The organism is Roseateles sp. NT4, from assembly GCF_051857475.1.
GTDB lineage: Bacteria > Pseudomonadota > Gammaproteobacteria > Burkholderiales > Burkholderiaceae_C > Pelomonas.
Genome location: NZ_JBPZGZ010000007.1, coordinates 41,951 through 62,995, shown reverse-complemented (window position 1 = coordinate 62,995; position 21,045 = coordinate 41,951). Strand labels below are relative to the sequence as shown.

19 protein-coding genes are annotated in these 21,045 nt (G+C 70.2%); 11 read left to right on the top strand and 8 right to left on the bottom strand.

The window, feature by feature from the left end; translation table 11 throughout:
* Nucleotides 1–47: 47 nt before the first annotated feature.
* Together ACS5PN_RS28975 and ACS5PN_RS28970 are read right to left on the bottom strand one after the other, a co-directional pair.
* Nucleotides 48–500 (bottom strand): thioesterase family protein, encoded by a 453-nt coding sequence (locus ACS5PN_RS28975; protein ID WP_439467486.1) that lies wholly within the window; start codon nucleotides 498–500, stop codon nucleotides 48–50.
* Nucleotides 501–503: 3 nt separating this feature from the next.
* Nucleotides 504–803 (bottom strand): putative quinol monooxygenase, encoded by a 300-nt coding sequence (locus tag ACS5PN_RS28970; protein ID WP_439467485.1) that lies wholly within the window; start codon nucleotides 801–803, stop codon nucleotides 504–506.
* Between the two features lie 115 nt (nucleotides 804–918).
* Between ACS5PN_RS28970 and ACS5PN_RS28965 the strand changes: the two genes are divergently transcribed.
* The 3 genes from ACS5PN_RS28965 to ACS5PN_RS28955 are packed head-to-tail and all read left to right on the top strand — an operon-like array spanning nucleotide 919 to nucleotide 2,910.
* Nucleotides 919–1,878: a GlxA family transcriptional regulator gene (locus ACS5PN_RS28965; RefSeq protein ID WP_439467484.1), complete on the top strand. Its 960-nt coding sequence runs from the start codon at nucleotides 919–921 to the stop codon at nucleotides 1,876–1,878.
* A gap of 14 nt (nucleotides 1,879–1,892) precedes the next feature.
* Nucleotides 1,893–2,318: an SET domain-containing protein-lysine N-methyltransferase gene (locus ACS5PN_RS28960; RefSeq protein ID WP_439467483.1), complete on the top strand. Its 426-nt coding sequence runs from the start codon at nucleotides 1,893–1,895 to the stop codon at nucleotides 2,316–2,318.
* 16 nt (nucleotides 2,319–2,334) lie between these two features.
* Entirely contained in the window at nucleotides 2,335–2,910 is a 576-nt protein-coding gene (locus tag ACS5PN_RS28955; protein ID WP_439467482.1) for a hypothetical protein, read from the top strand.
* Nucleotides 2,911–2,916: 6 nt separating this feature from the next.
* Here ACS5PN_RS28955 and dacB read toward each other — a convergent pair whose 3' ends face one another.
* Complete coding sequence (dacB, locus tag ACS5PN_RS28950; RefSeq protein ID WP_439467481.1) at nucleotides 2,917–4,302, bottom strand: D-alanyl-D-alanine carboxypeptidase/D-alanyl-D-alanine endopeptidase; 1,386 nt, start codon at nucleotides 4,300–4,302, stop codon at nucleotides 2,917–2,919.
* 23 nt (nucleotides 4,303–4,325) lie between these two features.
* Between dacB and tsaB the strand changes: the two genes are divergently transcribed.
* From tsaB to ACS5PN_RS28915, 7 genes are all read left to right on the top strand, one after another.
* Entirely contained in the window at nucleotides 4,326–5,009 is a 684-nt protein-coding gene (tsaB, locus tag ACS5PN_RS28945) for a tRNA (adenosine(37)-N6)-threonylcarbamoyltransferase complex dimerization subunit type 1 TsaB (protein WP_439467480.1), read from the top strand.
* Nucleotides 5,006–5,488 carry a ribosomal protein S18-alanine N-acetyltransferase gene (rimI, locus tag ACS5PN_RS28940; RefSeq protein ID WP_439467479.1) on the top strand — a complete coding sequence of 161 codons (483 nt, stop codon included), beginning with the start codon at nucleotides 5,006–5,008 and terminating at the stop codon, nucleotides 5,486–5,488. The genes tsaB and rimI overlap by 4 nt, the downstream gene beginning before the upstream one ends.
* An 85-nt stretch (nucleotides 5,489–5,573) precedes the next feature.
* Nucleotides 5,574–6,344, top strand: coding sequence for a uracil-DNA glycosylase (locus ACS5PN_RS28935; protein ID WP_439467478.1), 771 nt, complete (start codon nucleotides 5,574–5,576; stop codon nucleotides 6,342–6,344).
* Nucleotides 6,341–8,416 (top strand): putative bifunctional diguanylate cyclase/phosphodiesterase, encoded by a 2,076-nt coding sequence (locus ACS5PN_RS28930; RefSeq protein WP_439467477.1) that lies wholly within the window; start codon nucleotides 6,341–6,343, stop codon nucleotides 8,414–8,416. Before ACS5PN_RS28935 ends, ACS5PN_RS28930 begins: the two co-directional genes overlap by 4 nt.
* A complete protein-coding gene (locus ACS5PN_RS28925; protein WP_439467476.1) occupies nucleotides 8,413–9,504 on the top strand; it encodes a class I SAM-dependent methyltransferase in 1,092 nt (363 codons plus the stop codon). Before ACS5PN_RS28930 ends, ACS5PN_RS28925 begins: the two co-directional genes overlap by 4 nt.
* Nucleotides 9,505–9,619: 115 nt before the next feature.
* A complete protein-coding gene (locus ACS5PN_RS28920) occupies nucleotides 9,620–9,859 on the top strand; it encodes a c-type cytochrome (protein WP_439467475.1) in 240 nt (79 codons plus the stop codon).
* The gene (locus tag ACS5PN_RS28915; RefSeq protein ID WP_439467474.1) at nucleotides 9,856–11,109 is read left to right on the top strand and encodes an FCSD flavin-binding domain-containing protein; all 1,254 of its coding nucleotides are present in this window, start codon (nucleotides 9,856–9,858) and stop codon (nucleotides 11,107–11,109) included. Before ACS5PN_RS28920 ends, ACS5PN_RS28915 begins: the two co-directional genes overlap by 4 nt.
* Here ACS5PN_RS28915 and ACS5PN_RS28910 read toward each other — a convergent pair.
* The 5 genes from ACS5PN_RS28910 to ACS5PN_RS28890 all read right to left on the bottom strand — a co-directional run bounded on the left by ACS5PN_RS28910 (nucleotide 11,106) and on the right by ACS5PN_RS28890 (nucleotide 18,724).
* On the bottom strand, nucleotides 11,106–13,664 hold the full coding sequence (locus ACS5PN_RS28910) for a serine/threonine-protein kinase (RefSeq protein ID WP_439467473.1): 2,559 nt from the start codon (nucleotides 13,662–13,664) through the stop codon (nucleotides 11,106–11,108). The two genes, ACS5PN_RS28915 and ACS5PN_RS28910, sit on opposite strands and share 4 nt — an antisense overlap.
* 14 nt (nucleotides 13,665–13,678) lie before the next feature.
* Nucleotides 13,679–14,113, bottom strand: a complete 435-nt coding sequence (locus ACS5PN_RS28905; RefSeq protein ID WP_439467472.1) for a VOC family protein — start codon at nucleotides 14,111–14,113, stop codon at nucleotides 13,679–13,681.
* 40 nt (nucleotides 14,114–14,153) lie between these two features.
* Nucleotides 14,154–15,257, bottom strand: a complete 1,104-nt coding sequence (locus ACS5PN_RS28900) for a response regulator (RefSeq protein WP_439467471.1) — start codon at nucleotides 15,255–15,257, stop codon at nucleotides 14,154–14,156.
* A 13-nt stretch (nucleotides 15,258–15,270) separates the two neighbouring features.
* Nucleotides 15,271–18,165, bottom strand: a complete 2,895-nt coding sequence (locus ACS5PN_RS28895) for a response regulator (protein ID WP_439467470.1) — start codon at nucleotides 18,163–18,165, stop codon at nucleotides 15,271–15,273.
* 148 nt (nucleotides 18,166–18,313) lie between these two features.
* The gene (locus tag ACS5PN_RS28890) at nucleotides 18,314–18,724 is read right to left on the bottom strand and encodes an SRPBCC family protein (protein WP_439467469.1); all 411 of its coding nucleotides are present in this window, start codon (nucleotides 18,722–18,724) and stop codon (nucleotides 18,314–18,316) included.
* Nucleotides 18,725–19,037: 313 nt separating this feature from the next.
* On the opposite strand from ACS5PN_RS28890, the gene ACS5PN_RS28885 reads away from it, so the two are divergent.
* Entirely contained in the window at nucleotides 19,038–21,035 is a 1,998-nt protein-coding gene (locus tag ACS5PN_RS28885; protein WP_439467468.1) for a peptidase inhibitor family I36 protein, read from the top strand.
* Nucleotides 21,036–21,045 lie beyond the last annotated feature (10 nt).

Below are 21,045 nucleotides of genomic sequence, written 5' to 3'. Positions count from 1 at the left end.
GATCATTCCGCTGACGCCTTCCCTACCGCACCCGCCGCGGGCCGTCCCTAGTTCTCGCCGCGTAGGCTGGAAGGCAGCTCGGCGAAATCCTCGCTGCGTGCCAGCGTCGCCAGGGCCGCCAGCAGGTCGGGCGGCGGCGCGACCAGCCTTCTTGACGCCAGGTCCAGCCAGCCGCCGGTGCTGTCGATGCGCGCGCACAGCTTGCCGGTCGCGCCGAGGATGTCGTTGCGCATCAGGAAGCGCGAGCCGTCCGCCGCCAGGCCGGCCAGCTGCAGCGTCACCGTGATGGTCTGCAGCAGCCCGACCTCGCGGAAATAGGCGATCTCGTCCTTGGCGATGACCGGCCCCAGCCGCCTTTCGGCAAACGCCTTCATCTCGAAGCTGCTGTCGGCGAAGAACATCATGCGCACATCCGCCGCCCGGTCCAGGAAGGCGGTGTTGCGCATATGGGCGTTGCTGTCCATGTCGCCCCAGCCGGCGATGAAGGCTTTGCTGTACATCGCTCAGGCGTTCTTCAAACCCAGGACTTCAATGGGTTCGATGTTCAGCGGGAACACGAACAGCTCCTGGCCCTTGCTCATCAGCGCCTGGGCAATGGGGCCGTTGAGATGGCGCTGGCGGCCGTCCTCGTCGTGGAAGGCATCGAAGACGCCAAACGTCGTCGGCGACAGCTTGAGCGCGAACCAGATCGGCGTGGTCGCCTCGTCGTTGGCGAGGGCCAGGGCGGTGTGCAGGAAATCCTGGGCTTCGGCGGCCTTGCCGGGCAGGGCTTCGAGACGGACGAACAGGGCAAGCTTGATCATGAGGAAACTCCGTGGTGGGGGTTGACGTCGTGGAATCGACGTTGCGCACTCTAGGCAGGCTGCTCCTCTGCAGCTATCGTCGCGAACGACAACTTTGATGTCGTTTGCGCCAACCATGAAAATCGACGTCCTGGCCCTCGGCGGCGTCTTCGATACCGGCCTCGCCGCCGTGCTCGACACCCTGTCCACCGCCAATGAACTCGCCGCCGCCCAGGGTTGGCCGGCGCCGCCCTTTGACGTGCGCCTCGTCGGCCTGCGCCGGCGCGTGCAGACGGCGCTTGGCCTGCAGGTGCCCGTGCAGTCGGCCGACGACCGTGCGGCCGACTGGCTGGTGCTGCCCGCCATCGGCGCCAAGATGCCACCGGGCCTGGTGGCGGCCCTGGCTACCCGCGAGGTGCAGGAGGCGGCGGTCCATCTGCGCGAGCGGCACGCCGCCGGTAGCCGCATCGCGGCGGCCTGCATCGGCGGCTTCGTGCTGGCCGAGTCGGGCCTGCTGGACGGCCATGAGGCCACCGTCTCCTGGTGGCTGGGCCCGCTGTTCCGTGAGCGCTATCCGGCCGTGCGGCTGGACGAGTCGCGCATGCTGGTCGCCTCGGGCGACTTCATCACCACGGGTGCTGCCATCGCCCACATGGACCTGGGCCTGTGGCTGGTGCGCCAGGCCAGCCCCGAGCTGGCGGCCGTCACGGCCCGCTACCTCATCGTCGACCCGCGGCCCTCCCAGGCGCCCTATGTCATCCCCGACCACCTGGCCCACAGCGACCCGCTGGTGAGCCGCTTCGAGCGCTGGGCGCGTGAGCATCTGGCCGAGGGTTTCTCGCTGGATGCCGCCGCCGATGCGCTGGCCACCAGCCCGCGCACCCTGCAGCGGCGGCTGGAAGCCGTGCTGGGCAAGTCGCCGCTGGCCTATGTGCAGGACCTGCGCGTGCAGCGCGCCGTCCACCTGCTGCAGACCAGCCGCAGCGATGTCGAGGCGATTGCGGCCCAGGTGGGGTATGCGGATGCGGTGACGCTGCGGGCGCTGTTGAGGAAGAAGCTGGGGCGGGGGGTGAGGGAGCTGCGCACCAGGGCCTAGCGACAATCCATGCCATGACCATCCAATTCCCCAGCGTCTACATCAAGGACACCGGCACCGCCAAAGGCCGTGGGGCCTATGCGGCGCGCGCCCATGCCAAGGGGGAGACCGTCGAGGCCTGTCCGGTGGTGCTCTTCACCGGCTCCTACGCATCGATACCGGGCGAGGTGCGCAAGCTGCTCTTCAACTGGGGCGTGCTGGCCGACACCGACTCGGCCCACTGCCTGGCCCTGGGCTACGGCAGCCTCTACAACCATGAGAACCCGGCCAATATGCGCTACGAGGCCGACGCCGATGCCCGGCTGCTGCGCTTCGTCGCCATCCGCGACATCGCCGCCGACGAGGAACTGACAGTCAACTACAACGCCGTCGGCGGCGGGCACGAGTCCGACCAGAACACCTGGTTCACGGGCATGGGCGTCGAGGTCTACAGCGGTTGACCCATCCAGGAACGCCATGCTTCGCTTCATCATTTACGGCCTGCTTCTCATGCTGTGCGCCGCGACGGCCCTGTTCGTTTCATTTCCTGGGCATGCTCGCGAGTACTGGCGCTACCTCACCCAAAGTCGGCCGGCGCTCGTCCTGAACTACGCCGATATCTCCCAGGACTGGACGGAGCAACAACTCAAGGAGCGCTTTGCGAGCCTCGAGCTTCAGTGCTACGACAACCGTCCTGGCGAATCCCTGGACGATCGCAGCTGCTATGCCGACATCGGCTCACACGATGGCATGCCCGCGATGAACGTTGCCTTCCATCTGAAGGCCGGCAAACTCAATCATCTGGGGGTTCAAGTGCCTTGGTGGGCGCACGGTCGGCATTGGCGCAAGCTCGAAGCGACCTACGGCAAGCCGCTTGCTGCCCAGCAGCAGCCCGTCCAGGGCGTGCGGTTGTCAGGTTGGCAACTCTCTGACGGCGCGCTGTTCTTCAATCGGGACCGCCCCCTGAATCCGCTCATGTGGAGCATGGTCTTTTGGTCCAGCGAGAGAGCGTGCGGCCCGCGCACCTGCTTCACGCCGGCCCGTGAGCCCTGACTTCACTCACCGGCCCGTCTTGGCCTCCGGCGCATCCTGCGCCACCCATCTCAGCAGCGCATCCAGCACCCCACGTCCGGCCTGGGCCTGGGCATGGTTGACGATGGCCACCAGCACCCAGCGCTTGCCCGAGGGTGCATCGACGATGCCGGCCAGAGCCACGACGTCCCTCAGGGAGCCCGTCTTCAGATGCGCCCTCCCCACCGCCGCGCCAAAGCGACCGGGCTGGCGTGACAGCGTGCCGTCCAGGCCCGCCACCGGCAGCGAGGCCAGCAGCTCCGGCATCCAGGGCTGGACCCAGCCCCAATGCAGCAGCGTGGCCAGCTGGGCGGGGCTGATGCGGGTCTCCCGCGCCAGGCCCGAGCCGTTGACGACGTGGGCCGCAGGCTCGGTGCCGACATGGGCATCCAGCCAGGCTTGCAGCCAGACGGCGGCGGTGTCGGGCGAGGGCGTCGGCACGCCGGCCGCGCGGGCGCTGCTGAGCAGCACCTGCTGGGCCATCAGGTTGCTGCTGGCCTTGTTCATGTCGCGCAGGGCTTCGCCCAGCGTCGGGCCGGGCCAAAGCAGCGTCGGCGTAGTCGTGGGCGCGGGTGCGTCGACGGTCGCCTCGCTGCGCCAGGCAATGCCGGCTTCGCGCAGCATCAGCGCGAGCAAGCGGGCCGGGTAGGTGGCCGGGTCGGGGTCGGCCAGGGCCCAGGTCTGCTCGCCGCAGGCCGCCGGGTAGCTGCCTGTAAAGCGGGGGCGCTGGCCGGCAGCCCATTGCAGCTTCAAGGCGCCGCGCCAGTCGCCGCAGGCGCCGGGCGTGGTGGGCACGACCGCTGGCCGGTCCAACGGCGGATCGGCCGTGATGCGCGCCTGCAGGCCTTCGACGCGGACGGTGTAGGCCACCGCCTTGGTGTTCAGCAGCAAGGCCTCGGGCAGGGCATTGCCGACGCGCCAGGGCTCGTTGTCAAAGTCGCCGGGCTCGGCGCTGCCGGGGGTGAAGGCGCTGCGGTCCAGGCGCAGCGGGCCGCGCAGTTCCGTGATGCCCAGTCGCTTGAGCCCCATCCAGAGCCGCTCGACGCCCAGCCGCGGGTCGCCGCTGCCCTGGATGGCCAGGCCGCCGTCGTCGGTCAGCCAGACCGGCGTCTGCCATTGCCAGGTCGGGCCCAGGGTGTCGAGGGCCGCCATGCTGGTGACCAGCTTGGTCAGCGAGGCTGGGTTCAGCGGCAGGTCGGCCTGCCAGGCCAGCCGGGGCTTGGTCTCGTCCAGGGCCTGGACGACGACACCCAGGGCAGTGGGCGGCAACTGGGCCTGGCGCAGCGCGACCTGGACCGAAAGCGGCAGTGGCTCCGCCGCCTGCACCCCCAGGATGCATCCCGCCAACACCCATCCCAAGGCCTGATTGCGCATGACCCGAAAGTTACACTGGGTTGATGCCCTCTCTCCTGGCTCTCGACAGCTCCACCGACACGATGGCCCTGGCCCTCGTGGCGCAGGGGCAGACCCGGGTTTTCGAGGCCCAGGGCGGGGCTCAGGCCTCGGCGCGCATGCTGCCCGAGGTCAAGGCCCTGCTGGCCGGCGCCGGCGTGGCGATGGCCGACCTGGACGCCATCGCCTTCGGGCAGGGGCCGGGCGCCTTCACCGGCCTGCGCACCGCCTGCGCCGTCGCCCAGGGCCTGGCCTTGGGCCTGGACAAGCCGGTGCTGGCCGTTGACAGCCTGATGCTGGTGGCCGAGGACGCCCGCGCCCAGGGTGCCGGCGACGACATCTGGGTGGCCATGGATGCGCGCATCGGCGAGATCTATGCGGCCCGCTATCGCTGGGCCGACGCTGGCTGGCAGGTCGTCGAGGCGCCGGCCTTGTACAAGCCCGAGGCGCTGGCTGCGCACTGGGGCGCGCCGGTGGCCGTTGCCGGCACGGCGCTGGGTGAATATTCCCAAGCCCTGGGCATGCTGCCGCAGACCTGGCCCCAGGCCCGCTCGCGCGCTGCAGCCCTGGGCGCGCTGGCCCTGGCGGCCTGGCAGCGCGGCGAGACGCGCGATGCGGCCGAGGCCCTGCCCGTCTATGTGCGCGACAAGGTCGCGCTGACCACGGCCGAGCGGGAACACAAGACGTGAACGCCATCGTCCAGCCCAGGACGCCTCATTTCGAGGCCGCCGCCATGCGGGTGCCCGACCTGACCGAGATCATCGCGGTCGAACGCCAGGCCTATCCGGTGCCGTGGACGCATGGCAATTTCGTCGACTCGCTGGCGGCCGGCTACCCGGCCGAGGTGCTGCGCGGGCCGCGCGCCGAACTGCTGGGTTACTGGGTCGCGATGCCGGGCGTCGATGAGATGCACCTGCTCAACATCACTGTCGTGCCGGCCTGGCAGGGCCAGGGCCTGGCCGTGGCCATGCTGGACCGCCTGGTGGCCGAATGCGGCCGCCGCGGCCTGACCCAGCTGTGGCTGGAGGTGCGCGTCAGCAACGAGCGCGCCCGCGAGGTCTACCGCCGCTACGGCTTTGCCGAGGTTGGCAAGCGCCGCGCCTACTACCCCGTGCAGGAAGGGCCCCGCGAGGACGCCATCCTGATGAGCTTGTCGGTGCCGGCATGACGCGCAGCGAGCGACGGGCCGTCCCTAGCCGATGCGCGATCTCCTCGGGAGATCGGCCGGCGTACTCGCCGGACGAGAGGCAGGCATGACCTGGGATGAGCGCCAGCGGGCCATGCTCGCCGAGATGGGCTATCGGTTGCCGGCCATCAGCCATGCCGCTGAAGCCGTCATCGAGGCTGAGCTGGAACCCGAGCCCATTGCCGTCGCAGCGCCGCCGCCGGTCGTCATGCGCGTGGCCCCGCCCACGACACCGACGGCTCCCGCGCCGACCGCCCAGCCGTCCAGCCTGGCCGGCCTGGACTTGCGGGCCCTGCGCGAGGCGGTGCTGGCCGGCCAGGCCTGCGGCGGCTGCGAGCACCGCGTCCATCTTTGCGGCCGTGGCGCCGAGCAGCGAGCCGACTGGCTGGTTGTCACGGACCCGCCGGAGGAGGCCGACGAGACGGCCGCCCTGCTGCTCAGCGGCAACGCCGGCCGTCTGCTGGACCGCATGCTGAAGGCTGCCGGCATGAGTTTGGAGGGCGAGGACGCCAATGCCTTTATCGCTTCGGTCGTGCCCGGCCGGGCGCCGCGCGGCCGGGCCCCTCAGCCGCGCGAACTCGATGCGGGTGAGGCCGTGCTGGCCCGCCAGGCCGAGCTGCTGAGGCCACGCCTGGTGCTGGCCATGGGCCTGCAGGCCGCACGTCGGCTGACGGGCTCGCCCGAGCCGCTGGGCAAGCTGCGTGGCCGCGTGCACCGCTGGCGCGGCCTGCCCGTGGTGGTCACCTACCACCCCGCCTATCTGCTGCGCACGCCGGCGGACAAGGCCGGCGCCTGGGACGACCTGCGCCTGGCCATGCGCACGATGGAGAAGTCATGAGTTCTCCGAGGGAGCTGGACCTCGAGCGCCAGGCCCTTGATGCGGCCCGCTTTCGCATGCTGGCCGACCATGTGCCGGCCTGGATCGCGCTGTATGCCGCCGACGACCACCGCTGCCTGTTTGCCAACCGAGGCTATGCCGAGGCCTTCAAGCTGACGCAGGACTCCATCGTCGGCATGCACTTCAGCGAGATCGTCGGCCCCGAGGCCTATGCCCAGGTGCGCGTGTCGGTCGACCAGCTGGTGCGCGACCTCAAGCCCGTCATCTACGAGCGCGAACTGCCCCAGCCCGACGGCCAGATCTCCTACCTCGAGATCCACCTGATCCCGCAGTTCGACAGCCAGGGTACGCTGCTGGGCAGCTGGGTGCTGGTCTACGACATCACCCGCCACCGCGTGGCCGAGCACCGGCTGCGCGAGTCCGAGGCGCGCCTGGCCAAATTCATGCAGGCCACCGTGGAGGGCATCCTCTTCCACCGCGACGGCATCATGACCGACGTGAACCAGCCGCTGTGCGCGATGACGGGCTGGCCGGCGGAGGCATTGATCGGCCAGCATGTGCTGACCTATGTCGACCCCGATGAGCTGGCCAAGGTGCGCGAGGTCATGCTGCGCAGCGAGGAGCTGCGCTATGAGACCGTCATCATCCACCGCAACGGTTCGCGCATCCCCGTCGAGCTCATCATGCGCACCATGGAGCGTGACGGCGAGAAGCTGCGCATGGCCGTCGTGCGCGACATCAGCGACCGCCTCGCCAATGAGGCCCGCATCCAGCACCTGGCCCACCATGATGTGCTGACCGGCCTGCTGAACCGCGCCGCCTTCATGGACCGCATGGCCTTGATGATGCGCCGCGCCGAGCGCAAGGGCGAGATGCTGGCCCTGCTCTTCATCGACCTGGACAACTTCAAGCGCGTCAACGACTCGCTGGGCCATCTCGAGGGCGACCAGGTGCTGACGACGGTGTCCGAACGCATCGTCGGCGCGCTGCGTGGCAGCGACCTGGTCGGCCGCTTCGGTGGCGACGAGTTCGTCGTGCTGTTGAGTGACCTCGAGAGCCGCGAGGACATCGTCGTCGTGCTGGAGGCCCTGCTGTCGGTCGTCGAGGTGCCCGTCAAGGCTGACGGCCGCGCGCTGTCGGTCACGCCCTCCATCGGCGTCGCGGTCTATCCCGACGACGGCCAGCAGGCCGACGAGCTCATCCAGCACGCCGACACCGCCATGTACCTGGCCAAGGCCCGTGGCCGTGCGAACTTCCAGTTCTTCAATGCGGCCCTGGCCGAGACGGCCTATGCCGACCTGGTGCTCGAGGACGAACTGGCCCAGGGCCTGACGCGCAACGAGTTCGAGCTGTTCTTCCAGCCCCAGGTCGAGGCCGCGACGGGCCAGCTGTCGGGGGCCGAGGCGCTGCTGCGCTGGCGTCATCCGAAGCGCGGCCTGCTGGCGCCGGATGCCTTCATCTTTGTCGCCGAGCGCCACCGCCTGATGCTCAACCTCGGCGAATGGGTGCTGCGCGAGGCCGCCGCCACGGCGCGGCGCTGGCGCGAGAACGGGCTGACCCAGGGCCACGGGGGCATGCGCATCGCCGTCAACCTGTCGCGCATGCAGTTCCATCTCGATGGCTTTGCCGACACCGTCAAGCAGGTGCTGCAGGAATCCGGCGCCGAAGGCCAGTGGCTGGAGCTGGAGCTGACCGAACGCATGCTGATCGACGACATCGAGCATGCGCCGGACACGCTGGCCCAGTTGCGCGCCCTCGGCCTGACCGTCTCGGTCGACGACTTCGGCACCGGCTACACCTCGCTGGCCCACCTGACCGAGCTGCCGCTGGACAAGCTCAAGATCGACCAGGGCTTCGTTGCCCGCCTGCCCGACGATGTCGGCGCCCAGGCCATCACGCGCGCCATCGTGCAGATGGCCGTCGGCCTGGGCTTGACGGTGACGGCCGAAGGCGTGCGCAGCGCCGCGCAATGGCAGCTGCTGGCCGGCTGGGGCTGCCAGCAGTTCCAGGGCGAGCTGGTCGGCGCGCCCATGCCGGTGCCCGAATTCGAAGCCTGGGTCAAAGCCCGATGAGCCTCGTCACGCGCATCCATGCCGAGATCGCGGCGGCGGGTGGCTGGTTGCCCTTCGACCGCTTCATGGCCATGGCCCTCTATGAGCCCGGCCTGGGCTATTACGCTGGTGGCCGGCGCAAGTTCGGCCAGATGCCCAGCGAAGGCTCGGACTTCGTCACCGCACCCGAGATGTCGCCGCTGTTCGGCCGCGCCCTGGCCCGCCAGCTGGCCCAGGCCATGATGGTGACCGGCTGCCGCGACGTCGTCGAGTTCGGCGCCGGTTCGGGCGCGCTGGCGGCGCAGCTGATCGCCGAGCTGGATGCGCTGGATGCCGGCCTGGCGCGCTACCGCATCGTCGACCTGTCGGCCGAGCTGCGCGAGCGCCAGCGCGAACGCCTTGCACATTGTGGCGACCGCGTCGACTGGCTGGACGCCCTGCCCGATGAGCTGGACGCCATCGTCATCGGCAACGAGGTGCTGGACGCCATGCCGGTGCAGCTCATCGCCTTCGACGGCCAGGTCTGGCGCGAGCGTGGCGTGGTCACGGTGGGCGAGAGCTTTGCCTTCGCGGACCGCGACAGCATGCTGCGGCCGCCGCTGCTGAGTTCGGAGCATGGGGGCTTCGTGCCCGGCACCGTCACCGAGATCCACCCCCAGGGTGAGGCCTTCGTCGCGACGCTGGCCCGCACACTGAAGCGCGGTGCGGCCTTCTTCATCGACTACGGCTTCCCCGAGGCCGAGTACTACCACCCGCAACGCCGCGGCGGCACGCTGATGTGCCACCAGGGCCATCTGGCCGATGCCGATCCGCTGGTGGCCGTGGGCGACAAGGACATCACGGCCCACGTCAACTTCACCGGCACGGCCCTGGCCGGCCAGGACGCCGGCCTCGTCGTGCTGGGCTACACCAGCCAGGCCAATTTCCTGCTCAACTGCGGTATCGCCGATCTGCTGGCCGGCACGAGCCTGGGCGAGCGCGCGATGGCCCACCGCCTGCTGGCCGAGCATGAGATGGGCGAGCTGTTCAAGGTGATCGGCTTTGCGCCGCTGAGTGCGCCTTTTGACGCACTGGGATTTGAACGCGGCGACCGCAGCCACAAACTCTGAAGCACATATGAACACAGCCACAGAGGCACGGAGACACAGAGGAATTGCCGCTCTGTCTCTGTGCCTCTGTGTCTCTGTGGCTGTGTTTTTTTGCGCACCCGTGCGAGCGCAGGATATGCAGATCGGCCGCAGCCTCGCGGCCACCTGTGCGAACTGCCATGGCACCAACGGCCGCCCGCGCGGCCAGGCCATGCCGCCGCTGGCCGGCATGAAGGCCGAGACGATGCTGGAGCTGCTGGCCGACTTCCGCAGCGGCCGCCAGCCCGGCACGGTGATGCCGCAGATCGCCAAAGGCTATACCGAGGAGCAGCTGCGCCTCGTGGCCACCTACTTCGCCGCGCAGGCCAAGCCGTGATCGCGCGGCGCCAACTGATCGCGGCGAGCGGCCTGGCCTTGGCCGGCTGCGCGACAACTTCCGCACCGGTTCTCGGCCGCGTCGTCGTCGTGGGCGGCGGCTTCGGTGGCGCGACGGCGGCCCGCTATCTGAAGCTCTGGGGCGGTGCGGCGGTCGAGGTGACCCTGGTCGAACGCAACGAGGGCTTCATCTCCTGCCCGATGTCCAACCTCGTCATCGCCGGCGCGCGTGAGCCTCTCAGCATCAGCCGTGGCTATGCGGGCCTGGAGGCCCAGGGCATCCGGCGGGTGCGCGGCGAGGTGGTCGACATCGACGTGGCCGGCAAGAAGCTGCGCCTGGCCGATGGCAGTGCGCTGGTCTGGGACCGCCTCGTGCTCGCGCCTGGCATCGACTTCATGCTCGATGGCATCCCCGGCCTGGCTGCCGCTTTGGACAGCGGCCGCGCCGTGCACGCCTGGAAGGCCGGCGCCCAGACGCTGGCGTTGCGCCGCCAGCTCGAGGCCCTGCCCGAGGGCGGCGTCGTGCTGATGAGCATTCCCAAGGCACCCTACCGCTGCCCGCCCGGGCCGTATGAGCGGGCCTGCCTGATCGCCTCGTATCTGCGGCGCGCCAAGCCGCGCGCCAAGCTGCTGGTGCTGGACGCCAACCCGGAGGTGCAGAGCAAGAAGGCGCTGTTCGAGCGCGCCTTTGCCCAACATCACGCCGGCGTGCTGGAGTACCGGCCGAATGCCGAGCTGAGGGAGGTGCTGGCCGACGGCACGGCGCGCTTCGAGTTCGAGGACGTCAAGGCCGATGTGCTCAACCTGATTCCGCCGCAGCGGGCCGGCGACCTGGCGCGCGACTTCGCCAATGTGAATCGCCGCTGGGTGGGTGTCGACTGGCTGAGCCTGCAGGCCCAGGCAGCGCCGGGCGTGCATGTCGTGGGCGACGCCATCCTGTCGCCCTCGGGCATGCCCAAGTCCGGCCACCTGGCCAACCAGCAGGCCAAGCTGGCGGCGGCGGCCGTGCTGCAACTGCTGAAGGGCGAGGCCGTGAACCCGGCGCCGGTGGTGATGAACACCTGCTACAGCTTCGTCACACCGACCGAGGCCATGCATGTGGCTTCCGTCCACCAGTACGACGCGGCCGAGAAGACCATGAAGGCGGTGCCGGGAGCCGGCGGCGTGTCGGCCGCCGCGAGCGCGGCCGAGGGGGCGATCGCGCTGGGTTGGGCCGAGAACATCTGGGCCGACACCCTGGCCCTGGGCTAGGGCAGCAGTCCGCCCAGATTGCCCAGCGTCGGCGCCGCGGCGCCGGGCCCGCGTGCGGCGGCCAGCGGTGCCCAGGCGGCGCGTACGGCGGGGTCGTCGTCGCGGCCCGCGGCCTGGCGGGCGTCCAGCCAGCGGTTGACCAAGTCCAGCGGCTGGCCTTCGGGCAGACCGGGCGGCCGGGCCCGATGGGCCTGGGCCAGCAAGGCCGGCGCCTCGGGCGAAGCCTGCAGCACGGCAGTCAGGGCCAGGTCCAGGCGTGAACCCCAGCTGTAGACGAGGCCGACGCCGCGCACCTGGGCCAGCAGTTCGGCGCTGCGGCCCAGGTCGCCCTGCACCCGCGCCAGCCGGCCCTCGGCCTTGGCGAGACGGCTGCCGGGCTGGGCCAGCGACGCGGGCAGGGGTTTGGCGCGAACGCGCTGTATGGCTTCGGCGGCCAGTTCGTTCTGGCCCGCGGCCAGGGCGGCATTGGCCACCGCCAGCAGGCAGCGGGCGCGCAGACCGCCACCATCGAGGGCGCCGGCTTGCGCCACCAGGGCGCGCATGGCGGCCAGGTCGGGCTGGCCGAGTCGGGCCTGGGCGAGCAGCAGGTCGGAGCGGTAGTCCAGCAGCGAGTCCGGCGTCAGGCCGTCGGCGCGGGCGCCGTCCAGCAGGGCCTGGCGGGTGCGCACCTCGTCGGCATGCCGGCCCTGCAGCTGCTGGGCATCGGCCCAGCCGCTGAGGACCTGCAGGCTGAGATCGTTGCCGGGGCCGAGCTTGCGGCGCACGTCGGCGAGCAGCGCGGCGGCGAGCGCGTCGATGCCATCGAACTGCGCGTTCTGCGTCATGCCGGCGATCTCGCTGTGGCGCAGCACCAGCAGCGGCAGGGTCAGGCGCGGGTCGGTGCTGGCCCACATCGGCCGGGTCTGGCGCACGATGTCCAGCGATTCGGCCAGGCGGCCCTGGCGCTGGCGCAGCACGCTGAGGTTCTGCAGATAGTCGGCGCGCTCGTAGTCGTCGCCGGGGTGCAGCCGCTCGGTCAGCACGCGCACGCGTTCCAGCGCGCGCTCGGCGTCGTCGAGGCGGCGCACATGCATGTAGTCGGCCGCCAGCACGAACTGCTGCTGGCGCACTTCCTCGCTGTCGGGGCCGAAGCGGCGGGCCAGCGGTGCGGCGATGGGCTCCAGCAGCGCGATGGCCTCGTCGTGGTTGCCCATGATCTGGTGCACCTGGCCCAGGCTGAGGCGTGCCTGCAGCACGGCGGCCTCGTTCTCGCCATGCCGATGGCGGGCCAGGGCCAGCCATTGCTCGCCGAGCGGCAGGGCATGGTCGAAGCGGTTCAGGGCCATATAGGTGCGCGACAGCACCTCCAGCAACTGCTGGCGCGTGGCCGGGTCGACGGCGAAGCGGTCGAGCTGGTCGCGGCTGTCGTCCAGCAGCTCCAGCACCGACGGGATGTGGTCTTCGTGCGGCCGGTTGCCCTGGGCGAGCAGCTGGGTGACGAACTGCGTGACGCTGTCGCTGCGTCGCCGCGCCGCTTCGGCTTCCCGCCATTGCCAGGTGCTGGCGGCAATGCCGGCCGTCAGGCTGGCCAGCAGGCCGACGCCGAGGCCGGCCATCAGCGTGTGGCGGCGCAGCAGCAACAGGCTGCGGTGGCGCCAGCCGCGGCCGCGCCGGGCCAGCACGGGGCGCTGCTGCTGCCAGCGCCGCAGGTCCTCGATGAAGGCGTGCACGCCGATATAGCGCTCGGCCGGCGCCTTGCTCAGGGCCTTGTTGGCGATGGCCTCCAGGTCGCCGCGGGCGCGTTGGGCGTCGCGCGGGCGGCCGGGCCCGGCTTCATCTTCAGGCGCCGCCAGCAGGGCGGAGAAGCGGCGCGGCGGGAGGTGCAGCACGGCATGTTCCATGGTCGCCCGGCTGTCGTCGCTGGCGCCAAAAGGCAGGCGGCCGGTCAGTAGCTCGACGAGCATGACGCCGAGGGCGAAGACGTCGACGGCGGTGCCGGTGGCATCGTCCTCGATGAGCTCGGGCGCGGCATAGGCCGGCGTCAGGCCACCCCGCGCGTCACCGAAGTCCTGGCCCGGCGAGGCCGCCTGGCCGAAGTCCAGCAGCTTGGGCACGCCCGCCGGCGTGACCCGCACATTGGCGGGCTTGAGGTCGCGGTGCACGACGAGGCGGGCATGGGCGTATTCCACCGCCTCGGCCACGCGCAGCAGCAGGGCCACGCGGTCCGCCACGGTCGGGCAATGGGCGCGTGCATGCGCGGCCAGCGGCAGGCCGTCGACCAGCTCGAGGACGAGATAGGCATGCGGGTGCTGGATGCCGGCGTCGAGCAGGGCGGCGATGCCGGTGTGGGTCAGCAGGCCCAGGGCCGCGCGCTCGCGCATGAAGCGGCGCGCGACGGCGGGCGTGGCGCTGTTGCCGTGCAGCAGCTTGATGGCGGCACTGGCCTGGTAGAGGCCGTCGTCGCGTTCGGCCTCCCAGACTTCGCCCAGGCCGCCGCTGCCGATGCGGCGCCACAGCACCCAGGCGCCAAGCCGGTGGCCGGCCAGCGCTTCGGTGTCGCCCGCTTCGGCCTGCATGGCGCCCGTGGGGGCTACCAGCTGCCGGTGTTGGGCATGGAGGCCCAGGGCTCGGCCGGTGCCAGCGAAGGGCCGTGCTGCAGCAGCTCGACGGAGATGCCGTCGGGCGAGCGCACGAAGGCCATGCGGCCATCGCGCGGCGGGCGGTTGATGGTCACGCCATGGTCGGCCAGCTGCTGGCAGGCGGCATAGATGTCGTCGACCGCATAGGCCAGGTGGCCGAAGTTGCGGCCGCCGGTGTAGGCCTCGGCCTTGCCATCGGCATCGGGCCAGTTGTAGGTCAGCTCGACCTGGGCGTCGTCGTCGCCGGGCGCAGCCAGGTAGATCAGGGTGAAGCGGCCGGCCTCGCTGTCGAAGCGCTTGACCTCGCGCAGGCCGAGGGCGTCGCAGTAGAAGCGCATTGACGCATCGACGTTCTCGACGCGGACCATGGTGTGCAGGTATTTCATGATGTGGGGCAGAGTGGGGCCGCGGCCATTTTCTTTTGCATCACTCCGGGTCGGCATAGCGCTCGGCAATGCCCTTGAATTCGACCTCGCAGGCGACGAAGGCGTCGACGACGTCGGGGTCGAAATGGCTGGCCCGCCCGCCCAGCAGGATGTCGCGCGCCTGCGAGTGGCTGAAGGCCGGCTTGTAGACGCGCTTGCTGATGAGGGCGTCGTAGACATCGGCCAGCGCCATCAGCCGCGCCGACAGCGGGATGGCGTCGCCGGCCAGGCCCTGGGGATAGCCGGAGCCGTCCCATTTCTCCTGGTGCGACAGCGCGATCTCCTTGGAGAAGCGCAGGAAGGGCATGTCCCGGCCCAGCGAGACCTCGGCGCGATGGATGGCCTCATGGCCCAGCGTCGTGTGCGTCTTCATGATCTCGAACTCGTCGGCGTCCAGCTTGCCGGGCTTGAGCAGGATGCGGTCCGGGATGCCGACCTTGCCGATGTCGTGCATGGGCGCCGACTTGTAGAGCAGCTCGATGTTCTGCGGCGTCAGCAGCGCCGCGAAGCGCGGGTGCTCCTGCAGCTGTTCGGCCAGGCAGCGCACATAGTGCTGGGTGCGGCGCAGGTGGTTGCCGGTCTCGTTGTCGCGCGTCTCGCCGAGCGACGCCATGGCCAGCACGGTGACGTCCTGCAGGGCCTCGATCTCGCGCGTGCGCCGCGCCACCTCGGTCGCCAGGTAGTCGCTGCGGTCGCGCAGGAAGTCGGCGGCGGACTTCAGCATCAGATGGGTGCGGATGCGCGCCATCACGATGGGCGGGCTGATGGGCTTGGTGATGTAGTCGACGGCGCCCAGTGCCAGGCCGAAGGTCTCGTCGGCGATCTCGGCCTTGGCCGTCAGGAAGATGATGGGGATGTCGCGTGTGCGTGCCTCAGCCTTCAGGCCGCGGCAGACCTCATAGCCGTCCATGCCGGGCATGGTGATGTCCAGCAGGATGAGGTCGGGCCGGTGCTCGCCCTTGGCCAGCCGCAGGGCGCGCTCGCCCGAGTTGGCGACGATGACCCGGTAGCTGTCGCTCAGCAGGCCGACCATCAGGTCCAGGTTCTCCGGCGTGTCGTCGACGACCAGGACGACCGGCGGGGCCAGGTGGGGGGTGTCGCTCATGGGGCTTTCCGCTTCAGGCTTGGATGTCGTGTTGCTGCAGGCATCGCTCGAGCACCTCCAGGGCGCCGTCGTAGTCGAACACCCGCACGGCTTCGGTGAAGGGCTTGTAGTCGGCGCCCATCGCCGCCTGCAGCAGGGCCGCGTGCCGGGCCGTGGCGCCGCGGACTTCGGGGAAGCCTTCGCTCAATTGCTGCCGGAGTGCCAGGCCCACTTCGCGCCACTCGGCCACGTCGCAGGCGGCAGCCGGCCCTGCCGCGGCGGTGGGCAGGCTGCGGCGCAGATTGGCGAGCAGGGCGTCCAGGCAGGCGGTGGTCTCCAGCACGAGGGCCGGCGTCTGCTCGGCCGAGCCCTGCTGCAGGCCCTGCTCGAGCCGCTCGGCGGCGGCCTGCAGCGCCACCGCGCCGAGGTTGCCGGCCGTGCCCTTTAGCGTGTGTGCCAGGCGCAGCGCATCTGTCGCGCGGCCCTCCTTCAGCGACGCCTCGAGCTGCTCGGCAAAGCTGCCCTGGCTGGCCAGGAACTGCTGCAGCACCGAGACATAGAGGGCGGGCTTGTAGCCGCTGCGGCGCAGGCCGGTGGCCACGTCCAGGCCCGGGGCCTGGCGCAGCGCTTCGAGGGCAGCCTGCAGGGCCGCGGCGTCTTCAGTGCCGGCTGCAGCGGCCTGCAGGCGCGGCGCGACGACGTGGGCTGGCCGCACCCAGGTCGTCACGAGTTCGTAGAGGCGGTCGGGCTCGATGGGCTTGTTGAGGAAGGCGTTCATGCCCGCGTCCAGGCAGAGCTTGCGGTCGGCCTGCATGACATTGGCCGTCATCGCGATGACGGGCAGCTCGGCCAGTTCGGGCCGGGCACGGATGGCGCGTGCCGCGGCGGGGCCGTCCATCACGGGCATGTGCATGTCCATCAGCACGACGTCGTAGGGCTGGTCGCGCAGGGCCTGCAGGGCCTGTTCGCCATCGACGCTCTCGTCGACGATCAGGCCGGCGTCGCGCAGCAGCTCGCCGACGATCTGGCGGTTGATGGCGTTGTCGTCGACGACCAGCACGCGTGTGCCGCGCAGCTTGCGCAGCGCCAGCAAGGCCGCCGAGGGGCTGTCGCTGGCGTCGTCAGGTTCGGCTGCCGGCAGGCCATCGACCAGCACGTGCATCAACCGGTCCAGCAGCGTCGACGGGTTGATGGGCTTGACGAGCACATCGTCGAACTGTCCGGGTGCGGCCAGGCGCAGCGCTTCGTCGCGGTCGAAGGCCGTGATCAGCAGCTGGCGCGGTGACGACAGCAGTGGCAGCCCATGCAGGCGGCGGCTGGTCTCGATGCCGTCCATGCCCGGCATATGCCAGTCGATCAGCAGCGCATCGAAGGGGTCGCCGGCCGCGTCGGCCAGGGCCACCGCCTCGACGGCGCCGGCGCCGTCACCGCGCGACTCGGCGCGGATGCTGAAGCCCTCCAGCGCACCGACGAGGACGGTGCGGGCGCTTTCGTTGTCGTCCACGACGAGCACGCGCCGGCCGCGCAGGTCGCGGGGGTGGGTGGTGGGCGCGACTTCACGGCCCAGGCCCAGGCGCGCGGTGAACCAGAACGTCGACCCCACACCGACGGCGCTGTGCACGCCGACCTCGCCGTCCATCAGGCCCGCCAGGCGCTTGGCGATGGCCAGGCCCAGCCCGGTGCCGCCGAACTGGCGGCTGGTGGAGGAGTCGGCCTGCTGGAAGCTCTGGAACAGCAGGGCGATCTGGGATTCGTTCAGGCCGATGCCGGTGTCGCTGACCTCGAAGCGCAGCTTGACGCCGTCGTCTGCGCTGTCGATCTTGCGCACCCGCACGACGACCTCGCCCTGGGCCGTGAACTTGACGGCATTGCTGCCGTAGTTGATGAGGATCTGGCCCAGGCGCACCGGGTCGCCCACCAGGTGGTTGGGCACGCCGCGGGCGACGTCGAAGATCAGCTCCAGGCCCTTGGTGGTCGCCTTCTCGGAGACGACGGTGGCGAAGTCGTCCAGCACCGAAGCCAGATCGAAGTCGATGTTTTCCAGTTCCAGCTTGTCGGCCTCGATCTTCGAGAAGTCGAGGATGTCGTTGATGATGCGCAGCAGGTGCTGGGAGGACTGCTTGATCTTGCGCAGATAGTCGAGGCGATGGCCCTCGCGCGCCGTGTTCAGGGCCAGATGGGTCATGCCGATGATGGCGTTCATCGGCGTGCGGATCTCGTGGCTGACCGTCGCCAGGAAGGCCGACTTGTGGGCGCTCGCCGCCTCCAGCACGGCGGTGCGCTCGCGCACGCGCTGCTCGGTCAGGGCCTCGTTGAGGCGCCGGTTCTCGAAGCGCATGCGCACCGATTCGAGTTGAGTGCGCGCGAACACATGGGCGTAGGCCATCATGAAGGCCAGCATCAGCAGCACGGCCAGGCCCATGACCTTGCCGATGGGCGCGGGGTCGAGCAGGCCGCGCACCACCAGGGGTAGCGCGCAGGGCAGCAGGTTGGCATAGGTCGCCAGCGTCAGCGGCGCCATGCTTGGGGCGACGCTGAGCATCATGCCCATCTGCAGCACCAGCAGCACCAGCAGGCGCACCGGGTCGGCGTCGAAGAACAGCAGGCCGCAGGAGCCCCAGGCCAAGCCGACGACGAAGTTGTAGCTCAGCAGCAGCCGCCACCACAGGTCCATTCGCCCGGCGGCCTGCCAGCGCAGACGCAGCGGCGCGATGGGGTAGTAGGCGAGCAGCACCCCCACCATGACGCCGACCCAGGACAGGACCAGGCTCCAATCCAACGGGCCGCGCAGGTTCAGGCCGGCGATGAACAGCGGCACGGCGAAGATGCCGGAAGCGACGCCGCTGCGCATGCCGCGTGCGACGGCACCGAAGTGGACTTCGGCCTCCTCCTCCTCAGCGATGCCGGTGTACGGCAGTCCCCGCTCCATTCAGGCCCCCCTGGCCGTCGTTCTGGGTCGGCGGCGGTGGTGGCCCGGGGCCATCTGCCGCAATCTGTTTCGAATGAATCAAGATGTTACGGCTATCAATCGCTCAGCGATCAGGCGGGCGCGGTCGGAAAACCCGAATAGGGACCCCTCAGATGCGGGCCGGCGCGGCCTCGGCGTGGGCCTTCATGGCCCGCAGGCCGGCTTCGATCATGGTGGCGATGGCGGGCGCCATCGCGTGGGGCAGCAGGTCGGCGATCCAGACGACGCGGCAGCGCGAATCGCCCTCAGGCAAGACCTGGGCCGACGCGTTGTGATGGGTCAGCCGGCCACCGGCGGCCGACCAGACGAGGCGGCGCGCCTGGGCGTCGACGCTGACGATGAGCTCGCGGGTTTCGACGCCATTGGCGAAGCGGATCTGGCGGGCCTCGTCGCCGTCCATCTCGCAATGGGTGACAAAGCCCGGGACGAGGCGGGTGTGCAGGGCGCCGACATCGCTCAGCGCGGCCCAGAGGGCGGCGGCGGGGGCGTCGATGAGGACGTCGCGGTGAATGGAGGCCATGGCCATCTCCTGAAGTGAGGGCCCATGGTCGCCGCGGATCTGGCCCGGCGCCCGCTGGATCCGGACATCTCCAACCGGCGCGCCTTCCGCGATCCGTTGCCGCCTGGGTCGCCTCATTTGTAAGCAGGCAAATTCTAGGGATCGGGGCAACGCCGCGATCTGGTGCGGCCTGGCGGCGGTTACCTCGCATTACATCGCCACACCTGCTTACGGCTGCGCCTGGGTGCTTACCGCTTCGAAACAGGGCGTGCAGACGATGGCAACGTTTCTTCATCTTCGACACACGCGCTCGCTGAAGCGCAGGAGGGATCCATTGTCTGAACCACAACGCTTCAACCCGCGCCGCTCCGTGCTGGCGGGGGCGCTGCTCGCCGCCGGCTGGGCCGGGCAGGCACACGCGGCCGCCCAGGTGTGCTTCTACGAGCACATCAACTACCAGGGCGCGAGCCTGTGCCTGCCCGCCAGCAGCGCCTGGATCGGCAATGCCTGGAACGACCGCATCTCGTCCGTCAAGGTGCCGGCCGGCGTGAAGGTGCGCCTGTACCAGCACGCCAACTACGGCGGTACGGTGCTAGCGCTGACGGCCGACGCGCCGAACCTGGTCAGCCGCGGCTTCAACGACGCCGCGTCGTCGGTGCAGATCGACCACCCGGCGCCACCGCCGCCTCCTCCCCCGCCGCCCCCACCGCCGCCGCCTCCTCCTCCCCCGCCGCCGCCGCCCCCGTCGGCAAGCATCGCAGGCGTGCAACTGGCCCAGTCCATGCTGTTCGACAGCAGTGACAGCGCGCTCGTGTTGGTCAGCGGCAAGCCGGCCGTGCTGAAGGTCAACGCGGTCACCACCAACAGTGCCGCGGCCAAGCCGACCGGCACGGTGCGGGTGGAAAACACCGTTGACGGTACGTCGCGCGACCTGCTGCTGACCACGCCGCCGTCGCCCATCCCCGGCAGCGTGCCGGCGGTGCCCAGCTTTGCCGACAGCTACACCGCCGCCATCCCTGCTGAGCTGGTGAAGCCCGGCCTGCGCCTGAGCGCGCGCCTGGGCAACGGCACCGCCACCACGGTGACGCCGCGCGTCGGTGGCGGCCTCAGCATGCGCTTCGTGCCCATCGCCGTGCGCATCGCCGACACCACGGGCCAGTTGCCGAAAGACCAGACGCCGCATATCCAGGCGCTGTTCCCGGTCAACAAGGTCACGCTGGGCTCGCACCCGGTCTACACGTCCGGCCGCGTGACCAGCGTGCCCAGCACCGACGATGGCTGGAGCGATGCCTTCGGCAAGATCCTGGGCGAGCTGGCCGACCTGCGCACGGTGGAAGGAGCGGCCGATCGCGACTACTACTTCGGCTACATCCCCAAGCGCACCTGGGGCCTGGCCGGCCTGGGCTATGTGCCGGGCAAGGCGGCCGTGGGCTTCGACATGCCGTCGGCGCCCGACTCGGTGCGCGACGTGACGGCGCACGAGCTGGGCCACAACTACTCGCTGCCGCACGCGGCTTGTGGTGGCGCCGGCTCTCCCGACCCCAACTACCCCTACCCCGACGCCAACCTGGGCAAGCCGGGCCGCTATGTGTGGTCCTACCTGGCCGACACCAACAGCTTCTACGACCCGCGCCCGACCGACCGCCACGACATCATGAGCTACTGCGGCGGCTTCGTGTTCTCGGACTACAACTACCGCAAGATGCAGGTCTTCCTGACGCCAGCCGACAAGTCGGTCATGGCGGCCAAGGTCACCAGCACGGCCGACGCCGAGCCGCGCGAGGTGCTGCTGGTCAGCGGCGAGGTGTTTGACGACGGCCGCGTGGAGCTGAACCCGGTGAAGTCCTTCGTGGGCCGCGTGTCCGTGCCGGCCACCGGCAGCCACACGCTGCGCGTGAAGGGTGCCGATGGCCGCACTGTCGAGTTCCCGTTCTCGCCGCAGGAGCTGGACCACGCCGCCAAGGTGAAGCACTTCAGCCTCGTCATCCCGAACGACGGCGCGCTGCAGGGCCTGACCGTGCTGAAGGCCGGCAAGGCGCTGAAGCAGCTGGAGGCCGCCAGCAACGCCGACGGCCGCCGCACGGTGCAATCCGCCACCGAGCCGGCCAGCGTGCGTGTGCAGAACGGCCAGGTTCTCGTGACCTGGAACGCGACTCGCCAGCACTTCGCCAGCGTCGTGTGGACCGGCGCCGACGGCCAGCGCCTGGTGCTGGGGCAGGATCTGCGCGGCGGCCAGGCCGCGGTGTCTGCCGCCGGGCTGCCGGCGGGTGGCCAGTTCGAGCTGATCCTGTCGGACGGCCTGAACGCGACGCGCCAGCAGTTCGCGCGCTGATCGCTCAGCG